This window comes from Rhodococcus sp. SMB37 (genome assembly GCF_004345605.1).
Classification (GTDB): Bacteria; Actinomycetota; Actinomycetes; order Mycobacteriales; family Mycobacteriaceae; genus Rhodococcus.
Map to the genome: position 1 here is coordinate 193311 of NZ_SLVY01000004.1, position 22113 is coordinate 215423.

The 22113-nt window shown below is 64.7% G+C and carries 29 protein-coding genes; 19 read left to right on the top strand and 10 right to left on the bottom strand.

Annotated features, from left to right (window positions below; genetic code table 11):
* The first annotated feature begins 267 nt into the window (after positions 1-267).
* Positions 268-627: a zinc ribbon domain-containing protein YjdM gene (locus tag EV641_RS08665; RefSeq protein ID WP_054714984.1), complete on the top strand. Its 360-nt coding sequence runs from the start codon at positions 268-270 to the stop codon at positions 625-627.
* Positions 628-638: 11 nt separating this feature from the next.
* Here EV641_RS08665 and EV641_RS08670 read toward each other — a convergent pair whose 3' ends face one another.
* Complete coding sequence (locus EV641_RS08670; RefSeq protein ID WP_054714982.1) at positions 639-1616, bottom strand: pseudouridine synthase; 978 nt, start codon at positions 1614-1616, stop codon at positions 639-641.
* Between the two features lie 158 nt (positions 1617-1774).
* Here EV641_RS08670 and EV641_RS08675 point away from each other — a divergent pair, with 158 nt between their 5' ends.
* The 3 genes from EV641_RS08675 (at position 1775) to EV641_RS08685 (ending at position 4104) form a co-directional block, all read left to right on the top strand.
* Positions 1775-2065, top strand: a complete 291-nt coding sequence (locus tag EV641_RS08675; RefSeq protein ID WP_199233187.1) for a zinc ribbon domain-containing protein — start codon at positions 1775-1777, stop codon at positions 2063-2065.
* A 39-nt stretch (positions 2066-2104) separates the two neighbouring features.
* A complete protein-coding gene (gene fmdA / locus EV641_RS08680) occupies positions 2105-3358 on the top strand; it encodes a formamidase (RefSeq protein ID WP_054713994.1) in 1254 nt (417 codons plus the stop codon).
* Between the two features lie 458 nt (positions 3359-3816).
* On the top strand, positions 3817-4104 hold the full coding sequence (locus tag EV641_RS08685) for an alpha/beta hydrolase (protein ID WP_132471496.1): 288 nt from the start codon (positions 3817-3819) through the stop codon (positions 4102-4104).
* Here the strand turns inward: EV641_RS08685 and EV641_RS08690 are convergent.
* Both EV641_RS08690 and EV641_RS08695 read right to left on the bottom strand, forming a co-directional pair.
* Positions 4092-4967: a chromosome condensation regulator gene (locus EV641_RS08690; RefSeq protein ID WP_132471497.1), complete on the bottom strand. Its 876-nt coding sequence runs from the start codon at positions 4965-4967 to the stop codon at positions 4092-4094. The genes EV641_RS08685 and EV641_RS08690 overlap by 13 nt on opposite strands.
* Positions 4968-5007: 40 nt before the next feature.
* Positions 5008-5808: a hypothetical protein gene (locus tag EV641_RS08695; protein WP_132471498.1), complete on the bottom strand. Its 801-nt coding sequence runs from the start codon at positions 5806-5808 to the stop codon at positions 5008-5010.
* Between the two features lie 120 nt (positions 5809-5928).
* On the opposite strand from EV641_RS08695, the gene EV641_RS08700 reads away from it, so the two are divergent.
* Positions 5929-7551, top strand: coding sequence for a long-chain fatty acid--CoA ligase (locus tag EV641_RS08700; protein WP_132471499.1), 1623 nt, complete (start codon positions 5929-5931; stop codon positions 7549-7551).
* Between the two features lie 53 nt (positions 7552-7604).
* Here the strand turns inward: EV641_RS08700 and EV641_RS08705 are convergent, their stop codons facing one another.
* Genes EV641_RS08705 through EV641_RS08715 form a run of 3 tightly spaced genes read right to left on the bottom strand, consistent with a single transcriptional unit; the run spans position 7605 to position 9006 of the window.
* A complete protein-coding gene (locus tag EV641_RS08705) occupies positions 7605-7874 on the bottom strand; it encodes a GlsB/YeaQ/YmgE family stress response membrane protein (protein ID WP_132471500.1) in 270 nt (89 codons plus the stop codon).
* A gap of 57 nt (positions 7875-7931) precedes the next feature.
* Positions 7932-8354, bottom strand: a complete 423-nt coding sequence (locus tag EV641_RS08710; protein WP_132471501.1) for a hypothetical protein — start codon at positions 8352-8354, stop codon at positions 7932-7934.
* 7 nt (positions 8355-8361) lie between these two features.
* Positions 8362-9006, bottom strand: coding sequence for a DNA alkylation repair protein (locus EV641_RS08715; RefSeq protein WP_132471642.1), 645 nt, complete (start codon positions 9004-9006; stop codon positions 8362-8364).
* A gap of 153 nt (positions 9007-9159) precedes the next feature.
* On the opposite strand from EV641_RS08715, the gene EV641_RS08720 reads away from it, so the two are divergent.
* The gene (locus tag EV641_RS08720; protein ID WP_132471502.1) at positions 9160-9528 is read left to right on the top strand and encodes a hypothetical protein; all 369 of its coding nucleotides are present in this window, start codon (positions 9160-9162) and stop codon (positions 9526-9528) included.
* Here EV641_RS08720 and EV641_RS08725 read toward each other — a convergent pair.
* Entirely contained in the window at positions 9508-10107 is a 600-nt protein-coding gene (locus tag EV641_RS08725) for a helix-turn-helix transcriptional regulator (RefSeq protein WP_132471503.1), read from the bottom strand. The genes EV641_RS08720 and EV641_RS08725 overlap by 21 nt on opposite strands.
* Positions 10108-10155: 48 nt before the next feature.
* Between EV641_RS08725 and EV641_RS08730 the strand changes: the two genes are divergently transcribed.
* Positions 10156-10995, top strand: a complete 840-nt coding sequence (locus EV641_RS08730) for a class I SAM-dependent methyltransferase (RefSeq protein ID WP_132471504.1) — start codon at positions 10156-10158, stop codon at positions 10993-10995.
* Entirely contained in the window at positions 10995-11957 is a 963-nt protein-coding gene (locus tag EV641_RS08735) for an NAD(P)/FAD-dependent oxidoreductase (RefSeq protein ID WP_132471505.1), read from the top strand. Before EV641_RS08730 ends, EV641_RS08735 begins: the two co-directional genes overlap by 1 nt.
* Before the next feature lie 21 nt (positions 11958-11978).
* Here EV641_RS08735 and EV641_RS08740 read toward each other — a convergent pair whose 3' ends face one another.
* Positions 11979-13481, bottom strand: coding sequence for an arylsulfotransferase family protein (locus tag EV641_RS08740; RefSeq protein ID WP_132471506.1), 1503 nt, complete (start codon positions 13479-13481; stop codon positions 11979-11981).
* 65 nt (positions 13482-13546) lie between these two features.
* On the bottom strand, positions 13547-14557 hold the full coding sequence (gene zapE, locus EV641_RS08745) for a cell division protein ZapE (protein WP_132471507.1): 1011 nt from the start codon (positions 14555-14557) through the stop codon (positions 13547-13549).
* A gap of 41 nt (positions 14558-14598) precedes the next feature.
* Between zapE and EV641_RS08750 the strand changes: the two genes are divergently transcribed.
* From EV641_RS08750 to EV641_RS08765, 4 genes are all read left to right on the top strand, one after another.
* Positions 14599-15192 (top strand): TetR/AcrR family transcriptional regulator, encoded by a 594-nt coding sequence (locus EV641_RS08750; protein WP_132471508.1) that lies wholly within the window; start codon positions 14599-14601, stop codon positions 15190-15192.
* A gap of 16 nt (positions 15193-15208) precedes the next feature.
* Positions 15209-15763, top strand: coding sequence for a hypothetical protein (locus tag EV641_RS29695; RefSeq protein WP_132471509.1), 555 nt, complete (start codon positions 15209-15211; stop codon positions 15761-15763).
* Between the two features lie 13 nt (positions 15764-15776).
* A complete protein-coding gene (locus EV641_RS08760; protein WP_241996976.1) occupies positions 15777-16325 on the top strand; it encodes a GNAT family N-acetyltransferase in 549 nt (182 codons plus the stop codon).
* Positions 16326-16458: 133 nt separating this feature from the next.
* Positions 16459-17484 carry an alpha/beta hydrolase gene (locus EV641_RS08765; RefSeq protein WP_132471510.1) on the top strand — a complete coding sequence of 342 codons (1026 nt, stop codon included), beginning with the start codon at positions 16459-16461 and terminating at the stop codon, positions 17482-17484.
* Positions 17485-17487: 3 nt separating this feature from the next.
* On the opposite strand, the gene map is transcribed toward EV641_RS08765, so the two are convergent.
* Complete coding sequence (map, locus tag EV641_RS08770) at positions 17488-18258, bottom strand: type I methionyl aminopeptidase (protein WP_132471511.1); 771 nt, start codon at positions 18256-18258, stop codon at positions 17488-17490.
* A 73-nt stretch (positions 18259-18331) separates the two neighbouring features.
* Here map and EV641_RS08775 point away from each other — a divergent pair, with 73 nt between their 5' ends.
* The 7 genes from EV641_RS08775 (at position 18332) to EV641_RS08805 (ending at position 22059) form a co-directional block, all read left to right on the top strand.
* On the top strand, positions 18332-18607 hold the full coding sequence (locus EV641_RS08775) for a helix-turn-helix transcriptional regulator (RefSeq protein ID WP_132471644.1): 276 nt from the start codon (positions 18332-18334) through the stop codon (positions 18605-18607).
* 90 nt (positions 18608-18697) lie between these two features.
* Complete coding sequence (locus EV641_RS08780) at positions 18698-18904, top strand: hypothetical protein (protein WP_132471512.1); 207 nt, start codon at positions 18698-18700, stop codon at positions 18902-18904.
* A gap of 96 nt (positions 18905-19000) precedes the next feature.
* Positions 19001-19504, top strand: a complete 504-nt coding sequence (locus EV641_RS08785; RefSeq protein ID WP_132471513.1) for a DUF2505 domain-containing protein — start codon at positions 19001-19003, stop codon at positions 19502-19504.
* A gap of 147 nt (positions 19505-19651) precedes the next feature.
* Positions 19652-20866 carry an alpha/beta hydrolase gene (locus EV641_RS08790; protein ID WP_158289138.1) on the top strand — a complete coding sequence of 405 codons (1215 nt, stop codon included), beginning with the start codon at positions 19652-19654 and terminating at the stop codon, positions 20864-20866.
* Between the two features lie 59 nt (positions 20867-20925).
* On the top strand, positions 20926-21138 hold the full coding sequence (locus tag EV641_RS08795; RefSeq protein ID WP_132471515.1) for a hypothetical protein: 213 nt from the start codon (positions 20926-20928) through the stop codon (positions 21136-21138).
* A 96-nt stretch (positions 21139-21234) separates the two neighbouring features.
* Positions 21235-21744, top strand: a complete 510-nt coding sequence (locus tag EV641_RS08800) for an SgcJ/EcaC family oxidoreductase (RefSeq protein ID WP_132471516.1) — start codon at positions 21235-21237, stop codon at positions 21742-21744.
* A 39-nt stretch (positions 21745-21783) separates the two neighbouring features.
* On the top strand, positions 21784-22059 hold the full coding sequence (locus tag EV641_RS08805) for an RNA-binding S4 domain-containing protein (protein ID WP_199233188.1): 276 nt from the start codon (positions 21784-21786) through the stop codon (positions 22057-22059).
* Positions 22060-22113 lie beyond the last annotated feature (54 nt).

Sequence of the window (22113 nt, forward strand, 5' to 3'; positions counted from 1 at the left end):
CGCACCCGGCCCGGGTAGCGCCGAATAATCGACAACACTTCCCTGGTCGGAGGCCTCAGAAACGTCGAGCACAAGCGCAGATATTACAGCCGGACAACCGTAGCCCGGCTGTCGCTCCGCCTCTGGGGGTACAACGCGTGGACGTATCATCGCGTTCTTGGGGGGACGTGCGGTGAGGCCAGTCGACTGCTGGGTCGGCTCGGCCCTCTCAACACTGATTTCCCAAGTGGACGGGCCTTCTGGGTGATGTGATAGCGTCCCGTTCTTATGTCAGATCAGCTTCCGCCGTGCCCCGTCTGTGCCAGCGAGTTCACCTATGAGACCGGCGCGTTGTTGACATGTCCGATGTGTGGTCACGAGTGGTCCACAGACGGCGAGGTGCAGGTCGATAATGCCGAGCGCGTCGTCAAGGATGCTGTCGGCAACGTGCTTGCCGACGGCGACACCGTCCACATCGTGAAAGACCTCAAGGTCAAGGGTGCAGGCGGCGGGGTCGTGAAGATGGGCACGAAGGTACGCGGAATCCGGTTGATCACCGATGGAGTGGGTGACCACGATATCGATGCGAAGGTGCCGGGATTCGGTCAGATGCAGCTGAAGTCCAGCGTGGTGAAGAAGGTCGTCTGAATGCCCCCGAGTTATCGGTGGCGCTGTTCGACCGGCTCCGACTCGGGCGCCTCATCCAGCGTTCGGTGGGTGACGAATCTCCGCGTCGATCCGGATAGCGGATCGGTGAATTCCAGCTCCCGCGCGAGCAATTGGAGGGGGAGAGCATGATCGTCCGGAGCTTCGGGTAGGAGCTCGGGATACCAGCGGTCGCCCAGGATTCCGATACCGAGCGCGGCGAGATGTACTCGAAGTTGGTGCATGCGCCCGGTGCACGGACGCAGGATCGTATGGAGAACAGCGCGTCCCGAGGTGCTCATGCCGGACCCGAGTACGTCGACCACAGTCTGCGAGTTGGGTTCTCGGGCGTCGTCGACGATCACTCGCAACTTGCCTTTACGCGCCTCGATGTGATTCCGATAGGTGACAGGAACGGTGTGCCCCGCAAGTATCGGCGCGTCGGGATTCCAGTCTGCCGGTCGCGCCGACACTGCTTCGTAGACCTTCACGACCTGCCGCTTCTCGAACAGCGATTGATAGGCGCCGCGCGTCAAGGGCCGGGCCGAGAACATGACCAGGCCGGCTGTCGCGCGGTCCAATCGATGAATCGGCGTCAGATCGGGATTGTCCAGACGGATCCGCAAGCGGACGAGTGCAGACTCGCGCAAGTACCGACCGCCCGGAGTGGTGGGGAGGAAGTGCGGCTTGTCGACGACGACGAGGTCGTCGTCGATGTGCAGGATCTCCTCGTGGAACGGCACCGGGACTTCCACGGGCAGTTCGCGGTAGTACCAGATGAACCGATGCGTACCCAACACCGCGCTGCGATCGATCGGACTGCCATCGGCTGCCACGATCTCGCCGTCGTCGAACCGCTGATAGAGGGTGCCTGCGTCCATATGGTCGAATCTCGCCACGACGTACTCGGCGATCGTCGACCAGGGACCGGTCGTCGGCACCCGCAGACGTGTCGGTCCGACCCCGTTCTTGACGGGGAGCGGTGAGGGCATGGGCACGGAAAGATTCTCGCACTGCCGACAGCGCAGATGACCGACGGGACCGATTGCAGCGGCTTTTCCAGGGAGTTACGAATTTCGTCGACGCGGCGCGCGGAACCGCCTGGTCGGTTACGGTTTCGGCAGCTGATCCATTCGAAAGGCCGATGCCGATGCCGTTGTACGACTTCCGGTGCGCCGAGTGTGGTCCGTTCGACGCATCGATTCCGATGAACGACGTCGGCCCGTCCACTGCATGCCCCTCGTGCGGGCAGCACGCGCCCCGCGCGATCACCGCGCCGCGTCTCGGTCGCGGCGCATCCACCGCGATGCGCCTTCACGACGCTACAGCGCGCACGGCGTCCGATCCGGGCGTCGTATCGGGTGCGCTCCCCGGTGGCCCGCGGCGGTCGTCGCGTCCGGTGTCGACCGACCCGAGGCATCGGCTGCTCCCGCGCCCTTGAACGCGCCTTTGACCGAGATCGACCGACCCAGGAGGTCCAGTGCCCGACGTCGTCTTTCCCCTCGACTCGACCCGCCGCTTCACCGATCAGGACAAGATCGGCCACAACCGTTGGCACCCCGACATCCCACCTGTGGCCACGGTGAAGCCGGGGGAGTCGTTCCGGGTGCACTGCCGGGAATGGTTCGACGGGGAAATCCACAACGACGACTCCGCCGACGACATCCGCAACGCGCCGCTGCACACGGTGCATGCGCTGTCGGGGCCGTTCGCGGTCGAGGGCGCGAAACCGGGTGACCTCCTGATCGTCGACATTCTCGACCTCGGCCCGATCCCGCAGGAGGATTCCGGCCCGCTCGCGGGACAGGGCTGGGGCTACACCGGCATTTTCGCCAAGCCCAACGGTGGCGGCTTCCTCACCGACCAGTTCCCGGACGCCTACAAGGCGGTCTGGGATTTTTCGGGCCAGAAGGCGACCAGCCGTCACATTCCGCACGTGTCGTTCACCGGCATCGTGCACCCGGGGCTGATGGGAACGGCTCCGTCGCACGATCTGCTGTCCACCTGGAACACCCGTGAGGCCGCGTTGATCGCGACCGACCCCGACCGGGTGCCGCCGCTGGCGCTACCGCCGGAGCCGAACGGTGCGATCCTGGGCAGCCTCGCGGGGGCGGAGTTCGAGCGTGTCGCGGCGGAAGGTGCACGCACCGCACCTCCCCGCGAGAACGGCGGCAACCAGGACATCAAGAACCTGACCAAGGGTAGCCGGATCTTCTACCCAGTGTTCGTCGACGGCGCGAACCTGTCGGTCGGCGACCTCCACTTCTCGCAGGGCGACGGCGAGATCACCTTCTGTGGCGCCATCGAGATGGGTGGCTTCATCGATCTGCGCGTCGACCTGATCCCGGGTGGAATGGACACCTACGGGGTGAGCGAGAACGCGATCTTCATGCCGGGTAACACCGACCCCCAGTTCTCCGAATGGCTCGCATTCTCGGGGACCTCGGTGACGCTCGACGGTGAACAGCGCTATCTCGATTCGCAATTGGCATATCAACGGGCATGTCTGCACGCCATCGAATACCTCACGAAATTCGGATACAGCCCGGAGCAGGCGTACCTTCTCCTCGGTGCAGCACCGATCGAGGGACGTCTGTCCGGAGTCGTGGACATCCCCAATTCCTGTGCCACGGTCTATCTTCCGACTGCGATCTTCGACTTCCCGCTGTCGCCGACGGTGGACGGGCCGGCCCGGATCGATCCGGGTATGGGGGCGCCGCGTTCTCCTGCGTGAGTCGCGCGATTCCGATCGCGGCGGGATCCGTAGACGTATGGAGCGGCACATCCATGGCTCTACGGCTCACTCCGCGTCCTGGATATGTACGTCATGTAGTACGTGTGTGGAGCGTCGACTCGGCCACGGTGGCGTCACCATCCCGCCGGTCGATTCGGGAGTGATTGCGGTGGTCATGTGCCGCCGCCGGCCGAGTTATGTTCGTCGTATGGGTGAAATGGTCGGGAGGTTCGAGAACGCGCGGTCCGAGGAGCATTTTCTGGGTGCCTTCGACAAGGCGATGGCGAAGTGGCCCGATCGTGAAGATCGTTCGGTGGAGACGAGTTTCGGGTCGACCATGGTCTCGACGGTCTGCAGCTCGGGGACCGGGGACCCGCTCGTGCTGCTGCAAGGTGGGGGCAGCACCGTCGCGGTCTGGGATCGGTTCGCCGAGGGGGGGACGGCTTCCGGAATCCACGATGCTCGACCTACTGATGGCCGCTCGGACCGACTTCGTGCAGCGAGGAACGCCGCGCCCGACACGGCTGACGAAGGACCAGTGGAAAGGCATCCGAACGCCCTTGATGATCATGCTCGGAGGTCGGAGTCGGCTGGTTCCGTCGATCCCGGCGTCGAAGATGGTTCGCGACGTCTCGCCCCAGGCCGAGTTGCACATGCTCCCAGATGCAAGCCACGCGATGCTGGTGGATGAGCCGCAAGCGGTCATCGACCGGGTTCGCGAATTCGTCGCTCGTCACGATCGGTAGGGCTGTTGCGGATGAGGCCGAGATCTGGGTAGCCGGATGTCGTGCCATGCATCGACATCGCATCGACCATCCTTCGGACCACCCGCCGCAACGACTGTGCCATCGGCACGTAGACCGAGCGTATGAGTGGAGCCTGCCGCGACCGCGACGATGCCGTGCCACCCGTGGACGTCGCACTGCCCGTGACTGTTGTCGCCGACGGCGCGAACCCCGCCGCTCGCGAGCACGCCGACGGTGTGATGACTTCCTGCGGCCACCGACGTCACTCCGGCCCACTCGTCTACGTCGCACGCTCCCGACTTGCGTTGCCCGGCAGCGAGAACGGTTCCGTCGGTTCTCAGGCCGACGGTATGGAGGTATCCCGCGGTGATCGCTGTGAGGTTGCGCCAGTCGTCCATCTCGCACTGTCCGAATCGATTGTTGCCCGTGGCGACGGCAGTACCGTCGTTCCGGACGCCGACGGAATGCCAGTCACCGGCGGCGATGTCGACGACCTCGCGCCAGGAGCCGACCAGGCACTGCTGTTCGTTGTTGCGGCCGGCAGCCACAACGATGCCGTCTGTCCGCACTCCGAGCGTGCGGCGCCGGCCTGCAGCGACCGCGACGATTTCGTGCCACCTGCCCACGTCGCACTGCCCGTCGCCGTTCCATCCCGTGGCTACGATGGTTCCGTCTTCCCGCAGGCCGACGGTGTGAGACCTTCCGGTGTTCCGGGCGGTGTGCACATTCCCGGCAGCCACCGCGACGATGTTCCGCCATCCGAGAACGTCGCACTCGCCGGCAGAGCCGTTTCCTGCAGCGACGACGGTTCCATCGGCGTGGAGTCCAACGGAATGACGTCTGCCTGCGGCAAGTCCGGTCATGTGATTCGTGTGAATGGCCACGTGGGCGTATGCATCACGGTCAGCTGCCACGCAATCGGGATTCCAGTTCGTCGAGGAAGACCCGTGCTTGGTCGAGGATCGGGTCGTCGTCCGGTGCACGTCTCACGGCTCCTCTGAGGAGCTTTGCTGCTTGGGCGACGTCCCCCATACTGTCCGCCAGCACGATCGCATTGTGAAGTGCTTCCCCCAACCGGGGGTGCTCAGTGGGCGATTCCTTCGACCCTGATCTCGCCATGAACCGGATCCAGTTCCCCGCCGGATCTACGAGACTGAATCCGGACAGCCCATCCGCGTTCTTTCGTGGCCGTGGACGGGTCATACGTGGGAACCCGGAAACGGGAACACGGCCGTACTCCTCGCGGAGCCCGGTTGCGAAGGTTCCCCAGATCGGGCCGGTGTCGTCGACGGCGATGCCGCAGCTGCTGTGGGAGTTCTCCGGTGTGTGCCCGTCCAAGCCGTAATAGTGCAGATCGAAACCGTGGCCGTTGAGAGCCAAGTACGGATTCGGTCTGAGCTGGCGGTGCGCGACATCGAAACCGAGGGCAACGAAGAAGCCTTCGATCTCGTCGATATTCGAGCAGGGGAGCATCGGAATCGCGCGAGGATCTGCCACGCCTCCATACTGCCAGTGGCGAACGGTCGGTCGGTGCTCGAGGAACGCCGGCGGCTCATAGCAAGGTTCGTACAGCATGATGTTGCCGGCGCCCGGCACCGCGACATCGACGGTGAGACCGTAGCCGTCGTCCCGGACGTCGCGGAAGAACTCTCGTGTTGCTTCGGGCTCGTCGGTGTAGACCGGTGAATGCAGACCGGTGATCATTCCGTGACGCTATCCGGCCGATGCGTGAACTGTCCGTTCCACGGCGCAGCACACCTCGATGGTCCGAAATCGGGTGGCGTACGACACAATGGTCGCGAACCGATCGAAGAGGAGCGATTCATGTTGAGCACCATGCAAGACGCACCCTTGTCCATCGCGCAGATTCTGCGCCACGGCAGCTCCGTTCACAGTGGGGCGGAGGTGGTGACCTGGACCGATGCCGGCGCGCGCCGGCGTAGCTACGCCGAGGTCGGCCAACGGTGTGCGCAGCTGGCACACGCTCTGCGCGAACTCGGCGTCGACGGTGACGAGCGTGTCGCGACATTCATGTGGAACAACGGCGAACACCTCGAGGCGTACCTCGCCATACCGGCGATGGGCGCCGTCCTGCACACCCTCAACATCCGCCTGTTCCCGGAACAGCTGATCCACGTGGCCAACCATGCCGAAGACCACGTGATCATCGTCGATCCGACCCTCGTGCCGTTGCTGGCACCGCAGCTGCCGCAGTTGACCACCGTCAAGCATGTGATCGTGACCGGCGACTCGGACGCCGGACTCGAGGTCCCGGACGGTGTGCAGCTGCACACCTACGAGGGCCTGATCGCCGGCCGGCCCACCGACTTCGACTGGCCCGAGGTGGACGAGCGATCCGCAGCCGCGATGTGCTACACATCCGGCACGACCGGCGACCCGAAAGGCGTTGCATACTCGCACCGTTCGATCTACCTGCATTCGATGCAAGTGTGCACGACGGAAGGGCCTGCGCTTCGCCAGGGCGACCGGGCGCTGGCCGTGGTGCCGCAGTTCCATGCGATGTCGTGGGGGCTGCCGTATGCGGCGTTCATGATCGGTGCATCGCTCATCATGCCCGACCGCTTTCTGCAGCCCGAGCCGCTCGCCGCACTCATCGCTGCAGAGCGCCCGACCTTCGCCGCCGCCGTCCCGACCATCTGGCTCGGACTGCACCAGTATCTCGTAGAGCATCCGCAGGACATCTCCTTCATGAAGGAGGTGCTGATCGGTGGATCGGCGGTGCCGCCGTCGCTGATGCACGCGTTCGAGACCGACCACGAGGTGCAGGTTCTGCACGCCTGGGGAATGACCGAGACGTCGCCGCTGGGCTCGGTGGCGCGACCGCCGGTCGATGCCGAGGGCGACGAGCGGTGGCGCTACCGGTACACGCAGGGACGATTCCCGGCGTCGGTGCAGGCGCGGCTCGTCGGTGACGACGACGAGGTGGTTCCGAACGACGGCGTCAGCATCGGTGAACTCGAGGTTCGCGGGCCGTGGATCGCAGCCTCCTATTACGGTGTCGAGACGCCCGAGAAGTTCCACGACGGATGGTTGCGCACGGGCGACGTCGGGAGCATCACTCCGGACGGCTATCTCACGCTGACGGACCGCACCAAGGACATCATCAAGTCCGGAGGCGAGTGGATTTCGTCGGTCGATCTGGAGAACGCGGTCATGGGGCACCCGGATGTTCTCGAAGCAGCGGTGATCGGTGTGCCCGACGACAAGTGGGACGAACGTCCGCTGGTTGCCGTCGTGCTTCGTGCGGGGGCCGACGCGACCGTCGATACGCTGCGCGACTTCCTGTCGGACAAGGTCGCCAAGTGGCAGCTTCCCGAGAATTGGACCGTCGTCAGCGAGGTTCCCAAGACCAGCGTCGGTAAATTCGACAAGAAGCGCCTGCGGTCGCAGTACCACGATGGTGGGCTGGACGTCACTCGGATCTGACTCGGACCAGAAGGGCCTGTCGCACCGTCAGTGGTGTGACAGGCCCTTCGACGTCAGCCCACGGAGGAGCTCGTACGTCCCTTCCACCAGAACCACGCTGCGGTGACGATGACAGCGCCGACGATCGAGCCGATGATGCCGCTGGGACGGAAATGGAGACCGTCCCCGGCGAACAGACTGATGAGGAGGCCGCCGACGAAAGAGCCGCCGATGCCTGCGGCAAACGCTACTGTCCAATCGATTCCGGACGTGGACTTGCCCAGAATCAGTTGTGCACCTGCGCCGATGAGTATTCCGAACAGGATGATCCCGATGATCAGCATTGCCGGAGTATATGCAGCGTGTTCTTCCCGACGCGGTGTTTCTCGATCGGACGCCGTCTACGTCACCTGGAATGTGGCGATGCCGGGGGTGACCGGGCCGGCCGTTGCCGAGGTCAAGAGGACGGCGACCTGCCCGGCGCCGGTATCGATGGTAGCGAATGCCGGAATACCGTTGAGCCCGTCCGACAGGCGGGCAGATCCGGATTCGCCGGTCGACAGGTTCACCCATTGCACATCCGCGTAGAGGAGACAGCCCCAGCCATCCTCTTTCCCGCCGGTGATCGTCACGACGCCCGACTCTTCGCCGACCACCGCGACGCAGCGGATCGACGGCGCATCGAAGCTTCCGTTCGGATTCCCGTACGGTGCCGGATCGATCTGGAACGGGACGGTCACCGAAGCCGAAGCCACTCCTGCAGCGAGCAGGGCCGAGGTGGCAATGGTGGTGGCACAGACGCCTACGGCGCGCATCAGTTTCATGGTGGCCTCACTTGTCGGTTTTCCGGTTCACCATTTCGGTGATCCAGATGGGTGCGAACGGGGACGTACAGCCAGGGGAGGTCGGGTAGTCCTCGAAGACCTTCGAACGGTGACCGATATCGAGGGCCCGGGCGCGATACTCGGGGTGCTCGATCCCGATCTGGGCGAGACAGGTGTTCATGGCCCACTGCAGGCGTTCCGGAGCATTCCTCATCTGCATTTCGATGGTGTCGAGCAGCCCGGAGAGATCGAGACCCGCGGGCTTTTTCACCACTCGTTCGGATGTCAGGGCCCAACCTGCGCTCGCCACGACCTGGTCCGGATCGTCGAACCACAGCACGCGCAATTCGTCGGCGTGCGGGCTCTTCTTCACGACGTAGTTGACCAGCCAATCCTGGACTTTGGGTACGCGTGCTTCCCGCAACATCGTGTCCAGGGCGTCGCGTGTGAACGCTTTCGGCCGACTGATGAGGATTGCGAGCAGTCTCGCCGCGCTGTCGCCGGTCTCCCAGAGTTCCCCGGCGAGATCCTGCTGGATCTTCAGCCTCTTGGCGATCGCGCGCAGTTGGGTGAGGTTGACCCCGTGATCGTCGCCGTGCTTGACGTTCACCTCACGGATCTTCGGGTCTTCGAGCTCTGCCAGTTCGGCCATCAACTCCGTCACTGACGGCGGTTCCACCGTGGTTCCGGCCACCGTTCGCTCCGTTCTTCTCTGGTTCGGAAATCACACTACGTGCGTTGATCACCCGTTGATCGCGTTACGCTGCCACCGACCGCAATCCGTGGGGATCACGTGGGAGCCGAAATGAACCGGGACGAGCTCGCTCGGGTATTGCTCGGACTCGATGGCGTCGGGTGCGCGGCCGCCGCGGTGGCAGTGTCGGTGGACGAGCGGGCCGTAGGTTCGGTCGACCCGTCGCACCGTGTACGTGTATCTGTTGCTGTTGGACTGGGTGTGACCAGTGTCGTCCTGAGTTGTGCAGCTGCTCGTCGTCCGGTTCGACGCCGCGACCTCGGGATCGCCGGGGTGGTCAACCTCGGCTGGGTGGCAGCGTGCTGCGTCGGATTGTCGAGGGCACCGTCGCGGCTGGGTCGCGGCCTGCTCATCACCACTGCGCTTCTGGACGGTGTCGCGGCGGCTGCGCAGTGGTCTCTACGGCCGAGTGGTCGCTGACGCACTGTTGCCGTGCAGGTGCGCGCGTTCTCCGTTGTGATCGAGAATGGTGAGGATCTCGACGACGCCATCGTGGGCGCTGATCGCGTGCGGCGTCATCGTCGAGAACTCGGCTGCGCTGCCCTCCTGGATGAGGATGGTGCGTTCACCGAGCTGAAGGCGAGCGGTGCCGGTGAGGACCGTGAACCATTCGTGCCCAGGGTGGACCGGCAGCTTGTCCGTCGGGCTGGGGTTTTCGTTGGTGATGCGCATCTTCGCGATCGTGACTCCGTTGAGGGATCGTTCGCGTGAGAGAAGCCAGGTGGTGAAGCCGGGGGTGTCGCACGGTTGCGGCCGGATCACCACATCCTGGTCGTCATCGGATTCGACGAGGTGATCGATCGTGGTGTCGAGTGCGCGCGCGATCGGGACGAGCTGATCCAATGCAATCCTGCGACGGCCGGTTTCGATGCGGCTCAGGTTCGAAGGACTGATGTGGCACCGGGCTGCCAGTGCATCGAGTGTCCATCCACGTGCCAGTCGCAGACTCCGGATGCGCTGCCGGACGACCTGGTCCAGATCGACGTCTTCTTGCTCCATAGGCAAAATGATATGCCAAATCCGCATTGATCGCTATAGCGTGGAGGAATGCATCAGCACAGTCATCATCAAGCGCACCGGCACGGCGACTCCCCGGCAGACCTGCTGGATCTCGATGCGGAGGTGCACCGCGAGTACCTGGACGGCCTGGTCGACTGGGTCGCCGATCGGGTCGATCCCCGTGTCATCGTCGACGTGGGTGCCGGAACGGGGACAGGCACTCGCGCTCTCGCAACACGATTCCCCGAAGCAGAGGTGATCGCCGTCGATCGGTCGCCGGAGATGCTGTCACGAGTGCGCGACACAGCCGGTCAGCACGGTTTTCAGGACCGAGTGAAAACTGTCGAGGCAGATCTGGACGCCGGCTGGCCGGCGGTCGAGTCGGCGGATCTCGTGTGGGCGGCATTGTCGTTGCACCACGTCCAGGAACCCCACGCCTTCCTGCGGCAACTCCACGATTCGCTGAATCCTGGAGCGCTCCTGGTGGTCGTCGAAATGGAATCTCAACCGCGATTCCTTCCCGACGAGATCGGGATCGGCACACCGGGGCTCGAGGCGCGCGCTCACACGCTCGCGGGTGAACGCGGGTGGAACAATCACCCGGATTGGAGCGAGGACCTCGAACGTGCGGGGTTCGACGTCGAAGCTGTGCGCCGCACCGAGATCGACCTCGACGGCACCACACCGACCGCACGGACCTACGCCCGCACGGTGGTGAGCAAGCTTCGAGAAGGACTCGAAGGCGGCCTGTCTGCAGACGATCTCGACACCCTGGCGCAGTTGAGCTCGGAAAACGGGCCCCACTCGGTGATGAGCAGGAACGACCTGAGAGTCCGTGGGGGCCGAACCGTGTGGGCAGCAAGAAAACTCGACCGAGGAGGAAACTGATGAGTTCGACCACCGACCTGCCTGCTATTGCACACTATGACGTTGCGGTGATCGGGGGTGGCGCAGCAGGGTTGAGTGCTGCGACCGCGCTCGCCCGCTCGCGACGCTCGGTGCTCGTCGTCGACGCAGGAGAACCGCGCAATGCCCCGGCCGAAGGTGCGCACAACGTCCTCGGCCAGGATGGTGTTCCACCACTCGACCTGCTCGCCGCCGGACGCAAGGAAGCGCTCGGATACGGGGCAGAGATACGCGTCGACACCGCGATAGCGGCGCGACGCGAGGGTGATGCGTTCGAGGTGGACCTCGAGGAAAGCGGAACCGTCCGGGCACGACGGCTCGTACTGGCATCGGGACTCGTCGACGAACTTCCCGACCTGCCCGGCGTGAAGGAGATGTGGGGCAAGAAGGTGCTTCACTGCCCCTACTGCCATGGATGGGAAGTGCGCGATCAGCGCGTCGGCGTGATCGGGTCGAGCCCGATGAGTGTCCACCAGGCGCTGATGTTCCGGCAGCTCACCGGCGACGTCACGCTGTTCACCCACACGATGCCGGAACTCGACGCCGACGCGACCGAACAGTTGGCGGCGCGGCAGATCCGTGTGGTCGACGTCCGCGTCGAGGGACTCCGCGACGAGGGGGAGAGGGGCGTGACTGTCATGCTCGACGGCGCACCCGAGGCCGAGCAGGACGCGGTGGTGGTTGCTCCGCGGTTCCACGCTCGGGCAGACCTCTACGAACAGCTCGGCGGAACGGTGACCGACCACCCGCTCGGAGAGTTCATCGACTCCGACCCGATGGGGAAGACGGAGGTTCCCGGAGTCTGGGCTGCGGGCAATGCGAGTGACCTGTCGGCGATGGTGATGGTGGCATCGGGGGCAGGTGTGATGGCCGGTGCGGCAGTCAATGCAGATCTCATCGCGGAAGATGTTGCTGCCGCTGTCGATGCGCGCGCCGGACAGTGACGCCACATCGCCGGGCGTGCGTCAACGCGCATCCGACGCTTCGACGGTCTCGGAAGCGCCCAGGACCACACCTGCTTCGTCGAGCGCCTCTACGGTGACGAATGTCGGGGACGCGACATCGGTGGGGTCCGATTCGGCGGGGACAGTGGCAACTGTCTCGAAACCTGTTGCGGCCACCTCGGTGATACGGGTAGGGCCGTCCGATCCAGGCCCGGAGCTGATGCGCCACGCGGCGACCTCGGTGGCGCCGTTCCAGCTCATCGCGACCTCGATAGGTCCGGATTCTGCGGCTTCGTCCCGGTGGGCAACCACCGCGGGCGGCTCGCTCGGCGTTCCGGTCCAATCGAAGAGGTGCGCGCGGTACGAATACATGCCTTCGGGTAGGGATGCGTGCCACAGAACCGACCCGTCCGCGCCGAACTCGGTGGCTGTCGGAACCGAGCCCCAGCCCACGAAGCTGTGGCCGTTTGGCAGCACCTGATGGTTCGCCTGCGTCGCGCTGGTGACCGGGTCGGGGTTCTCGAATGCTCGGATGGTCCGAGCAGAGCGGTTCTGTTCGTCGAGTTCGAGGATGAGCGCACGGGACGGCCTTCCGGCGCTCTCGTCGTCCGACACATTGTCGAGCAGACTGATCCACCCGTCCGGGAGCCAGCGGGCATCGTGCTGCCACGCGAATCGGGCATCGTCGTCGAGTGCGAAATCACTGCGCGGGCCGCCCTGACGCCACAGCACGTCACCTGTACTACGGTCGATCTTGTACAGCGCGTGGGTGTGTCGAGCGGACAGCAGCAGATTGCCGTCGCCGTCCTCATCGACGGAGTTGATGTGGAAGTAGTCATAGTGCTCTTCCGGGTCGTCCGGTTCGGGCACCATCGATTCGGACGGATCGATATGGTCGAGGCTGTTCCATTCGAAAAGTACTGCGCCGGTGCCGATATCGATCTCCTGGACGATCGCCGAGAGGAATGGTCGCCCGCGGTGTTCCTGAACATACGAGGTGAGCAATGCGGTGTCACGCGGTGTGATCACCAGATCGTGGAAATCGGCGGCATGTCCGTTTCCCGTACCGACAGATGCAATGTGCCGGTATGACGAGTCGAGGATCCGGTACGTGCCTTCGCCCCAGCCGATGCCGGGCGATGTCCCCTCCCAGTAGGTGAGCACGGGTTGTCCACGGTAGGTCTGCACGTCGCTGTCGTTGACGTACGTGTCTCCATCCGGATCGTCGTGAGGCATCGTCCACAGCGGGTTGCCCGTGCGGTCCACGATCAACAGCCCGGTGTCCGGGTCGTCCTCGCCCTGCTCGTGGATCCGCGGGGTCAGGAAGACGAGCCCGTCCGAGTCCGTTGGTGGCGTCAGTACCTCGACGATCGGTGGGGCCAGGTCGGGGCGCGACATGTATCGGGAGGCCTGGTACTGAGTGCGGTCGTCGGCCGGGACGGGAGGATCGCCGTTGTTCGCGGTGCAGCTTGCCAGGATCAGGCAGGCGGATACGGGGATTGCCCATCGAGCGGCTCCGCGCACAGTAGATCACCGTCCCCAGTTGGGTAGGGCTGTGGTAAGTGCTGACTGTGAGTTTACGTATCGGATCACGGCTCGGCCAGTGTCGACAATGTGTCGAGTAGGCCGAGCCGGCTCATGATTCGCTCGATGTCGTGGGGGAGCAGTGCGCCATCGGTGAACTCGCTCAGTGGGACCGCCGAGATGAACGTGGTGGTGATGTCGCGGTCGTAGAGAACGTCGACGGCGTTCGCGAAACGCTGAGACGGTTCCCGGCCTGCGGCGCGTAGGTCGGGGATACCGCTGATGACCCAATGCCGGAACTTCTCGGTCAGGGCGAGATAGTCCGACGGCGCGGTGGTGTCGACGCACAGGTCGGAGAAGTCGATCCAGAGAGTGTCACCGGCGCCGCGCCGGAGGCGGATGGGGTGGCCGGCCGGTGTAACTGTCACCGCTTCGTCCGGTTGGGGGTGCGGCTGTGCGGAGTCCGGTGCGATCCATGATCCGGCCGCAAACCCGGTGTCGTGACTCGACACGGTGCGGTAGTCGACGGGACCGTCGACCGCCACGACTGTCAGATGCTGTTCGATCACCTCGATGGTCGGGACGAAATCTTCGTGGAACAACGGATTCGGCATGAGGGCCCGCGGGGGATAGTTCGACGTCAGGACGACTGTGACGCCACGGTGCAGGAGTGCGGGCAGCAGACGCGAGAGGAACTTGCCGTCAGCAGGATCGTGGACGTGGAATTCGTCGAAGCACACCACATCCACTCCGTCGAGCAGTTCGTCGAGAGCAGCGGGGAGGTTGTTTCGGTGGCGTCGGATGGTGGGGTGCAGGCTGCGGAAGAACTCGTGGAAGTGGACCCGACGCTTGCGGTGGGTAGGAAGTGCATCGAAATACATCGACATCAGCCGACTCTTACCGCGTCCGACCGGCCCCCACAGGTACACGCCGCCTTCGACGGTCGAGAGTTCGAGTGCGGCCTGTCGCTGCGCTGCATCCAGGGTGATTCCGAGTTTCTGTGCGGCGGAGTCGAATGCCTCAGGCCTCACCCCGTGAGGTCGGACTGTTCGGGCTGTCCGGCGGAACCATCCCATGGCCGATACTCTACTATCGTAGAGCCAGGAAGGATGGAGACATGCCCCACCGCTCCTCGCGTCGAGACCTCATCTGTGACGCAGCCCTGGATCTCGTCGCAGAGGGTGGAAATCACGCACTCACACACCGGGGTATCGACACCCGGCTCGAACTCGCGCGAGGTTCGACCTCGTACTACTACCGAACCCGTCACTCCTTGGTCTCCGCCGCGATCGCCCACCTGACACGGCGTTCGAGCGAATCCTTCCGCGCCGCGTTGCCCGCGGTACCGCTCCGGACGGTCGAGGAGGCCAGTGCGCTGATCACCGACCAACTCGAAACGCTGATCGTGGACCGGCGCCGAGATGTTCTCGCCAGGTACTCGTTGGCGGTCGATGCATCCGGCGACGACGAATTGCGTGCAGCGCTGGCGTCGTGTCTCTTTTCTCGACCCGCCGCAACGGTCCTGATGGACTCACTGGGAGCCGGGGATCCGGACGGCGCTGCGCGCGACCTGATCACCCTGCTCGAAGGAGTGGTATTCGATCTCACCTACGGGTCGCGGGCGCTCGCCGCCGACACCCGGTTCGCCGAACATCGGCAATCGGTGCAGCGGGCGATCGCGCTGTGGATCGGCGCGCTCTGCCACCGATAGCCCTAGCATCGGACCCATGACCACAGCGCGACAGGTGCGAAAGGCAGCGCTCTACCTTCCTGAGGTGGAGGAGGGGAAGCAATCCGCAACGATCACCTTTTCGGTGCGGAGCAAGCTCTTCGTCTCGATCGCCGACGGCGGTGTCGTCCAACTCCGGCTGCCCGAGAATGTGATCGTCGATGCGCTGGAACGTCATCCGTCCGGCGAGCGGCTCGTGCAGCGGGGCGCCGCGATCGGAATTCGGATACCGCTCGCAGACATCAACGGGCAGGAGCTCAATGGGCTGGTACGTCAGGCGTGGATCTCCCGCGCCCCGAAACGGCTGGCTGCCGCGCTGGTCGACGCCGACTCGGGAAGATTGCCGACCCACAGCGACCTGCCCATATCCATCGGGAAACCCGCGACACAGGCCCTGCTCGGCGCCGGAGTGGTGACGCTCGACGACGTCGCAGTCCGTTCGAAGGCCGAACTCGCGGCGCTCCACGGGGTGGGTCCGAAAGCACTGCGGATCCTCGAGGAGGCAGTGCGAGAGAGCAGCCGGATTCAGACATCGGAGGAGCGGCAGAGATGAAAGAGGATTGTTCGTGAAGATAGCGGCTGCAATCCCATGCGTCGAGGACGACGTCCGGATTCGAATGTTGCAACACGGGGATGCGCGTGCGTTCGCGACAGGCACGGAAGACGAGGACGTTCGCCTGTACGGGCATCTGCCATTGTCCGACTACACCCCCGCGATCGTGGAGGAGCAGATCGACGGGGTCATCGCGGATGGACTGGAGGACGGTTCTCTGGCCGTCCTCGCGATCGCGGATCGCTCCTCCGACGACTTCCTCGGCAGCATCGTGTTGTTCGATGTTCGTGGCGAGCGAGCCGAGGTCGGGTTCTGGTTGGCACCATGGGCGCGCGGTCGCGGTGTGGCGCGCAAGTCGTTGGCTGCAATCGTTCGAGTCGCGGCAGAAGCGGGGCTGTCCGTGCTGGATGCCCGAACGGTTCCGGAGAACGAGGCTTCGCGTCGTGTGCTGGAAGCGGCAGGTTTCGAGCGTAGATGCGATGCGCGCACGGGGACGTCGCCTTCCGGTGCTGCCGTCACGGCGTTGGCATTCGAGCGATCCGTGGTAGGTGGACCTCCCTGATCTCACTGTGGAGAAACTGCGACCTGTCGATAGCATCCCGACGTGTATGTCCGGCGCCCGAGCAGTTCTCCTGCAATGATCGGTTGATGCGCGACTCCTGCTCGTGGGGTCACATTCGGGGCAGGAGACTGCGATGACAGCCGAGCGAACTGTGGCTCGACGTCCGCGACGGCACGTTCTGAGGTGGACAGTGCTAGTCCTCGCGTTGGTGCTGGTGATCGCGGTTGCGGGGTTCGTGCTGAGCCCGACTCCCGGCGCGCTCGTAGTGCGGGCGGTGTTCGAACGCGGCGCCGAGGAGGCGACGGCGAACCTCGAAGAGGGAGCGCCGACGACGGATCTCGTGGCCGACATCGCGTACCGCGACGGCGATCCCGACGCTTACCTCGACGTGTACACGCCACCCGGTACGACGGAAGCACTTCCTACCATCGTGTGGACGCACGGCGGCGCATGGATTTCGGGTAACCGCACCAACTATGCCGGATACTACCGCCGACTGGCCGATGCCGGATTCACGGTGGTGTCCCTCGGTTACTCGCTCGCTCCGGAGCACCGCTATCCGACACCGGTCCACCAACTCGACGATGCGCACGCATACCTGCTCGCGCACGCCGAGGAACTCCATATCGACCCGGACCGAATCGTGCTCGCCGGGGACTCCGCGGGCGCTCAGTTGTCGGCGCAACTCGCCGCAGCGATCACCGGTCCGGATGTTGCTCGCGACCTCGGGCTGGAACCGGCGCTGTCTGCGGATGCACTGCGTGGTGTCGTGCTCAATTGCGGTATCTACAACGTGCCGGCCATGGACGGCGCGGGAGGACTGGTCGGTTGGGGAGTCCAGCAGGCGTTGTGGGCCTACACCGGCGACCGTGAGTTCGCGGCGTCGCAGGCGGCACGGCAGATGTCGAGTCTGTTCGTCGTCACGGAGAATTTTCCAGCGGCGTTCATCAACGGCGGCAACGCCGATCCGCTCACCGCCGATCAGTCGAAACCGCTGGCAGCCAAACTGTCCGAACTCGGTGTCACGGTGGACGAGGTGTTCTACCCGGACGACCACAAGCCCGAACTGGGGCACGAGTACCAGTTCGACCTCTCACTTCAGGACGCCCGCGATGCACTCGACCGCACGATCACCTTCGTTCGGAAGGTGACTGCATAGCCGTCAGGCGGCGGGAAGAGTCAGGACCTGCGCGACGTCGTCGGTGACGGCGATGGTGTGTTCGCTGTGCGCGGTGCGTGATCCGTCCGCTGATCGGATGGTCCAACCGTCGGGGTCGTACACGATCTTGTCGGTTCCCGCCGCGAACCACGGTTCGAGGGCGAGGGTGAGTCCGGGCCGCAGCATCAGGCCTCGTCCTGCTCGGCCTGTGTTGGAGACGTGCGGGTCCTCGTGCATGGTGCGACCCAGGCCGTGTCCACCGAACTCGGTGTTGACCGGGTATCCGTATTCGGCTGCGACCGCGCCGATGGCCGCGGAGATGTCACCCAGCCTGTTGCCCGGCAGCGCGGCCGCAATACCTGCGTCGAGCGCGTGCCACGTCGCGTCGATCAACCGTAGGTCTTCGGCCCTCGGTGTCCCGACGACGATGCTTCGTGCCGAATCGGCGACCCAGCCGTCTATCGAGACTGCGATGTCCATGCTCAGGAGATCGCCGTCGCGCAACGTGTAGTCGTGGGGGAGTCCGTGCAGCACGGCATCGTTGACGGACAAGCAGATGACATTGCGGAACGGGCCGCGCCCGAAAGAGGGAGAGTAGTCCCAGTAGCAGGACACCGCGCCACGCTCCGCGATGAGATCGCGGGCACGCTTCTCGAGGTCGAGGAGGTTCACGCCGGGCTCGGCCCTGTTCGTGAGGTCGGTGAGCAGGTCGGCGATGAATGCACCGGTGACGCGCATGGCGGCAACTTCTCCGGGTGTTTTGAGCTCGAGCATCAGCAGTCCTTCTGACGTAGTCGACAACAACAATACCGGTATTTTAATACCACTACAGTGTAGGATCATGCGTATGGTTCGTCTCCCGCTCACCCCGGAACAGCTTGCCGCCGGTCGGCGCCTCGGTGGCCGTCTTCGCGCGGCGCGCGGCGCGCGCACGCTCGCCGAGGTCGCGAGTGAGGCCGGAATCTCCCCCGAGACTCTTCGCAAGATCGAAGCCGGCCGCATGGCAACACCCGCATTCGCGACGGTTGCCGCATTGGCGCAGGTCCTCGCATTATCCCTCGATGAACTCGCCGAACTTGCGCTCACTGCTCCCGACGAGGAAGCGGTCCGGTCGGCCGGGTAGAACGCGGTCGCCCGTGTTTGGACGGCGCGACGACGGGGAACACGATGCCTCGAACCCTCAGTCGAATGAGTCGAAAGCAGGGATGAAGCGATGGCGACTGCAACACCCGTACGGATCGATACCGCGAGTCGGGAACAGGCTCTGACCGAGAGCAAGACGGCAGGCGTCGTACTTCTGGTGATCATGGTCGTACTCGGCGGCCTTGCAGTGGCCTTCGTTGCGGGTTCTCCGCTCCTGGGGGTCGCGGCGGCCGCGGCGATCGGTGTCGGTGCACCCGTCCTCGCCGCCCTGTTGTGAGGTTCTCGGGGTAAGGTGAGCAAGCGTCACGAGGGCCGGGGTCGAAGCGGTGATCCCGTGGCGGAGCTGTGATGTGGGCGGGCTATTGTTCCCGCCATGTCGAAAGCATTTACCTTCACCACCGAATTCGAGCACGGCGTTGACGCGGTGCACGCTGCCCTGACCAGCGAAGAGTACTGGAAGAGCCGCGTCGGAGCCGACGCCGAAGGCGGCTCGATCGCCGTGTCCGCTCCTGACGGCCCCGGAACGATTCGTGTCGAGATCAGTGGGCGGATGGATCCGGCAGGCCTGCCCGCCGTGGTTCGTGGCATTCTTCGCGGCCCGCTGGAGATGAATCGGGCAGATGAGTGGAGCGCACTCGACGGCGACCGTGCACAGGGCGCGATGACCGGCGGTTCCTCGAGCCTGCCAGTCTCGATCGAAGGGCGCTCCGAGCTGCGTCCGTCTGCATCGGGCGGTTCGGTCGTCGAGGTCACCGGTGAAGTCGCCGTGAAGATTCCGGTCGTCGGCGGTCAGGTCGAGGGTCTTGTCGTCCAGATGGTCGAGAGCATCGTCAACGCAGACCAGAAGGAACTGAACGACTGGCTCGCCGCCGAGTGACGAGGTGGGGCCGTTCCGGCGGCCCCACTTTCCGTATGTTGGGGTGGCATGGGATTTCGATCACGCACTACCAGGCCGCCTACTGATGCTCGACGAGCAGGACCGGAGCGCGCCGCGCACCGCATCGCACAACGGGACGGGCATCGGGTGGACCGACCCGTCGGCGACGGTACCGATACCCGTTTTCGCCTCACCTACGTTCGTACCGGTCCTCGGGGTCGGATCCCGGTTCTGATCCTTCCCGGTGGGCCCGGACTGGCGTCCGCAGTGCCCTACCGGCGGATTCGCGCGCTCGCGGCTCGCGACGGACTCGACGTGATCATGATGGAGCATCGTGGCGTCGGCTTGTCCCGTCGGGACGAACGCGGACACGACCTGCCGGGCGATGCGGTCACGATCGAGCGCGTCGTCGACGATATCGCTGCAGTCCTGGACCACGCAGACGTGCCGCGCGCAGTCGTCTACGGGTCCTCCTACGGGACCTACCTGGCTCAGGGATTCGGGGTGCGACACCCGACGCGTGTCGCAGGCATGATCCTGGATTCTCCGATGCTGTCCGTCGAGCAGGATCTCGAGATGGTGCGTGCGCACCGTCGACGACTGCTTCTGGAAGGCTCCGACCCGGGACTCGCACCGGTCGCGGCCGCGGTCCGGGAGGCGATCGATGCCCGCCTTCCGCAAGACGAGATCAGCGAAATTGTGCAGATCACCTACGAATTCGCCGGACCCGATGTGCTGTGTGCGCTCTTGCGTGAACGCACTCGCGGACAACTGCGTCGAACATGGCACACGGTGAGCCGGCTCGGTCGATCCGAGGTCGGCGGCGCGGGTGTGCCCTATTACGCGGAAACAGATCTCGTGCGGGGCATCATGTACCGCGAACTGGGGTTCGGTCTGCCGGTCGATGGTGAACCGCTCGATCCGCAGTCGATCTTCGCTGCGGCAGGACCACATCCGTCGTTCGTCGCCGAACCGTTCGACCTTCCCTCCCGGATCGCCGAGTTCACCTGGCCCACAGCGGTGCTGTCGGGTGAGCGCGACCTGCGCACACCGCGTCCTGTCGCCGAACGCATCGTGGCTCTCGTTCCCGGGGCGGTCCTCGTCCCCATCGAGGGGATGGGGCACAGCGCACTGGATACGCATCAGCTTGTGGCTGTCAGGGTCTCGGATTCCTGCTCGGAATCTGTGACCGCCAGGGGGTTCGAGAACCTGCGCGCGTTGACGCCCATGCTGTCGAGGTTGCCGAAGAGAGGGATGTCGAACACTCTCGGCCGGTCGATCGCCGCTGCGGTGGGTATAGGCAGACGCGCGGGCTCGGTTGCGGAGCTGATCCGCCCCCGGGGGAAGCTGACCCGGTTGTGATATGCGACACGCCGTTGTCGGTCGTTGCAGGTGGCGCGCAGCGGGAGCAGTATCGGGTCATGTCGGCACCGTGGGATGACGATGGCGGCTTCGCATGGGAGCAACGCGAAGCCGGTCGCACCTGGGATCAGATCGGCGCCGAGCTCGGATGCCCCGCACACGTGGCGCGCGAACTCGGCGAGCGGTACCACGCGGAATACACGGCGTTGGCACTGCGTGATCAGCTCCCACTGTTCGATGTTCCCGGCGGAGGTGGTTCCCGGATGACGTGATCTGGGGGCAGAAATGGGTATTGTCCCGGATGTCTCCAGGGGGTCGCGCGGCGCACAATCGACATCGAGATTCTCCGGCGGCCGAAGGGGTTCGCGATGTCGAAGCAGAGAAATGCACTGTCTGCGTGCGTGATCGGAGTAGCGATGCTCCTCGGTGGTGTTGCAACCGCGGGTGCGGCGCCGCCGTCTGCAGCGCAAGAACTCGCCTCCGACCTCCAGGCGATAGAAGACCTGCGGGTGCGTCAGCACGAGGCATGGAGGAACGGCGACGGCGACGCGTACGCCGCGATCCACACTCACGACGCCGATGTGGTGGCCTTCAGCGGCGACCTGCTGCACGGTCACGACGAGATCGCGTCGGGCATGCAGTACTACTTCGACACCTATGTCGGCGGCACCGAACTGAAAGAAGTCTCCGAGAACATCGCCTTCCCCCGCCCGGACATGGCGATCATCATCCGCACCGGGTGCGTTCTCTGGAACGGCGAGACGGAGTGCAGCAACGAGGCGTTGTCGCGTAATACGAGCCTCGCGCTGAAGACGGATGGACAATGGCTGATCCGTTCGTTCCAGAACACCCGTCTCGATCCGCTCCTGCATGGGTGAGCCCAGTTCGTTGCGAGTTCATCTGATCATCACCGGCCGGTGACCGTGTTGATGCATTGCCCCGCGACCATCGAAGACATGCAGGCACTCGTGCCCGACTCGCTGTTCGGTTTCCTCCAGGAAAGTGGCTTGGCCACCTCCGGAGGTGAGGCCGCGGCGCTCCTCATGGAAGGCGCTGTGTGCGTCAACCATCTTCCCGTGCGGAATCCACGGAAACGGCTGCAGGCCGGAGATGTGGTGGCGGTATCGGGCAGCCGTGTCGTAGCGGTGTTCGGCGCAAAGCCCCTAGCCCTGAAGAAGACAACGCAGTTCTGAAGAATACGCAGCCCCGACGAACGTTCGGACATGCGCAGGTCGGCGATTGTCGGC

Excerpts from the sequence above, each read along its gene's own strand:
- EV641_RS08665 (WP_054714984.1), top strand. The coding sequence starts at position 268 with ATGTCAGATCAGCTTCCGCCGTGCCCCGTCTGTGCCAGCGAGTTCACC.
- EV641_RS08670 (WP_054714982.1), bottom strand. The coding sequence starts at position 1,616 with ATGCCCTCACCGCTCCCCGTCAAGAACGGGGTCGGACCGACACGTCTG.
- EV641_RS08675 (WP_199233187.1), top strand. The coding sequence starts at position 1,775 with ATGCCGTTGTACGACTTCCGGTGCGCCGAGTGTGGTCCGTTCGACGCA.
- EV641_RS08685 (WP_132471496.1), top strand. The coding sequence starts at position 3,817 with ATGCTCGACCTACTGATGGCCGCTCGGACCGACTTCGTGCAGCGAGGA.
- EV641_RS08690 (WP_132471497.1), bottom strand. The coding sequence starts at position 4,967 with ATGACCGGACTTGCCGCAGGCAGACGTCATTCCGTTGGACTCCACGCC.
- EV641_RS08695 (WP_132471498.1), bottom strand. The coding sequence starts at position 5,808 with ATGATCACCGGTCTGCATTCACCGGTCTACACCGACGAGCCCGAAGCA.
- EV641_RS08700 (WP_132471499.1), top strand. The coding sequence starts at position 5,929 with ATGTTGAGCACCATGCAAGACGCACCCTTGTCCATCGCGCAGATTCTG.
- EV641_RS08705 (WP_132471500.1), bottom strand. The coding sequence starts at position 7,874 with ATGCTGATCATCGGGATCATCCTGTTCGGAATACTCATCGGCGCAGGT.
- EV641_RS08710 (WP_132471501.1), bottom strand. The coding sequence starts at position 8,354 with ATGAAACTGATGCGCGCCGTAGGCGTCTGTGCCACCACCATTGCCACC.
- EV641_RS08715 (WP_132471642.1), bottom strand. The coding sequence starts at position 9,006 with ATGGCCGAACTGGCAGAGCTCGAAGACCCGAAGATCCGTGAGGTGAAC.
- EV641_RS08720 (WP_132471502.1), top strand. The coding sequence starts at position 9,160 with ATGAACCGGGACGAGCTCGCTCGGGTATTGCTCGGACTCGATGGCGTC.
- EV641_RS08725 (WP_132471503.1), bottom strand. The coding sequence starts at position 10,107 with ATGGAGCAAGAAGACGTCGATCTGGACCAGGTCGTCCGGCAGCGCATC.
- EV641_RS08730 (WP_132471504.1), top strand. The coding sequence starts at position 10,156 with ATGCATCAGCACAGTCATCATCAAGCGCACCGGCACGGCGACTCCCCG.
- EV641_RS08735 (WP_132471505.1), top strand. The coding sequence starts at position 10,995 with ATGAGTTCGACCACCGACCTGCCTGCTATTGCACACTATGACGTTGCG.
- zapE (WP_132471507.1), bottom strand. The coding sequence starts at position 14,557 with ATGGGATGGTTCCGCCGGACAGCCCGAACAGTCCGACCTCACGGGGTG.
- EV641_RS08750 (WP_132471508.1), top strand. The coding sequence starts at position 14,599 with ATGCCCCACCGCTCCTCGCGTCGAGACCTCATCTGTGACGCAGCCCTG.
- EV641_RS29695 (WP_132471509.1), top strand. The coding sequence starts at position 15,209 with ATGACCACAGCGCGACAGGTGCGAAAGGCAGCGCTCTACCTTCCTGAG.
- EV641_RS08765 (WP_132471510.1), top strand. The coding sequence starts at position 16,459 with ATGACAGCCGAGCGAACTGTGGCTCGACGTCCGCGACGGCACGTTCTG.
- map (WP_132471511.1), bottom strand. The coding sequence starts at position 18,258 with ATGCTCGAGCTCAAAACACCCGGAGAAGTTGCCGCCATGCGCGTCACC.
- EV641_RS08775 (WP_132471644.1), top strand. The coding sequence starts at position 18,332 with ATGGTTCGTCTCCCGCTCACCCCGGAACAGCTTGCCGCCGGTCGGCGC.
- EV641_RS08780 (WP_132471512.1), top strand. The coding sequence starts at position 18,698 with ATGGCGACTGCAACACCCGTACGGATCGATACCGCGAGTCGGGAACAG.
- EV641_RS08785 (WP_132471513.1), top strand. The coding sequence starts at position 19,001 with ATGTCGAAAGCATTTACCTTCACCACCGAATTCGAGCACGGCGTTGAC.
- EV641_RS08795 (WP_132471515.1), top strand. The coding sequence starts at position 20,926 with ATGTCGGCACCGTGGGATGACGATGGCGGCTTCGCATGGGAGCAACGC.
- EV641_RS08800 (WP_132471516.1), top strand. The coding sequence starts at position 21,235 with ATGTCGAAGCAGAGAAATGCACTGTCTGCGTGCGTGATCGGAGTAGCG.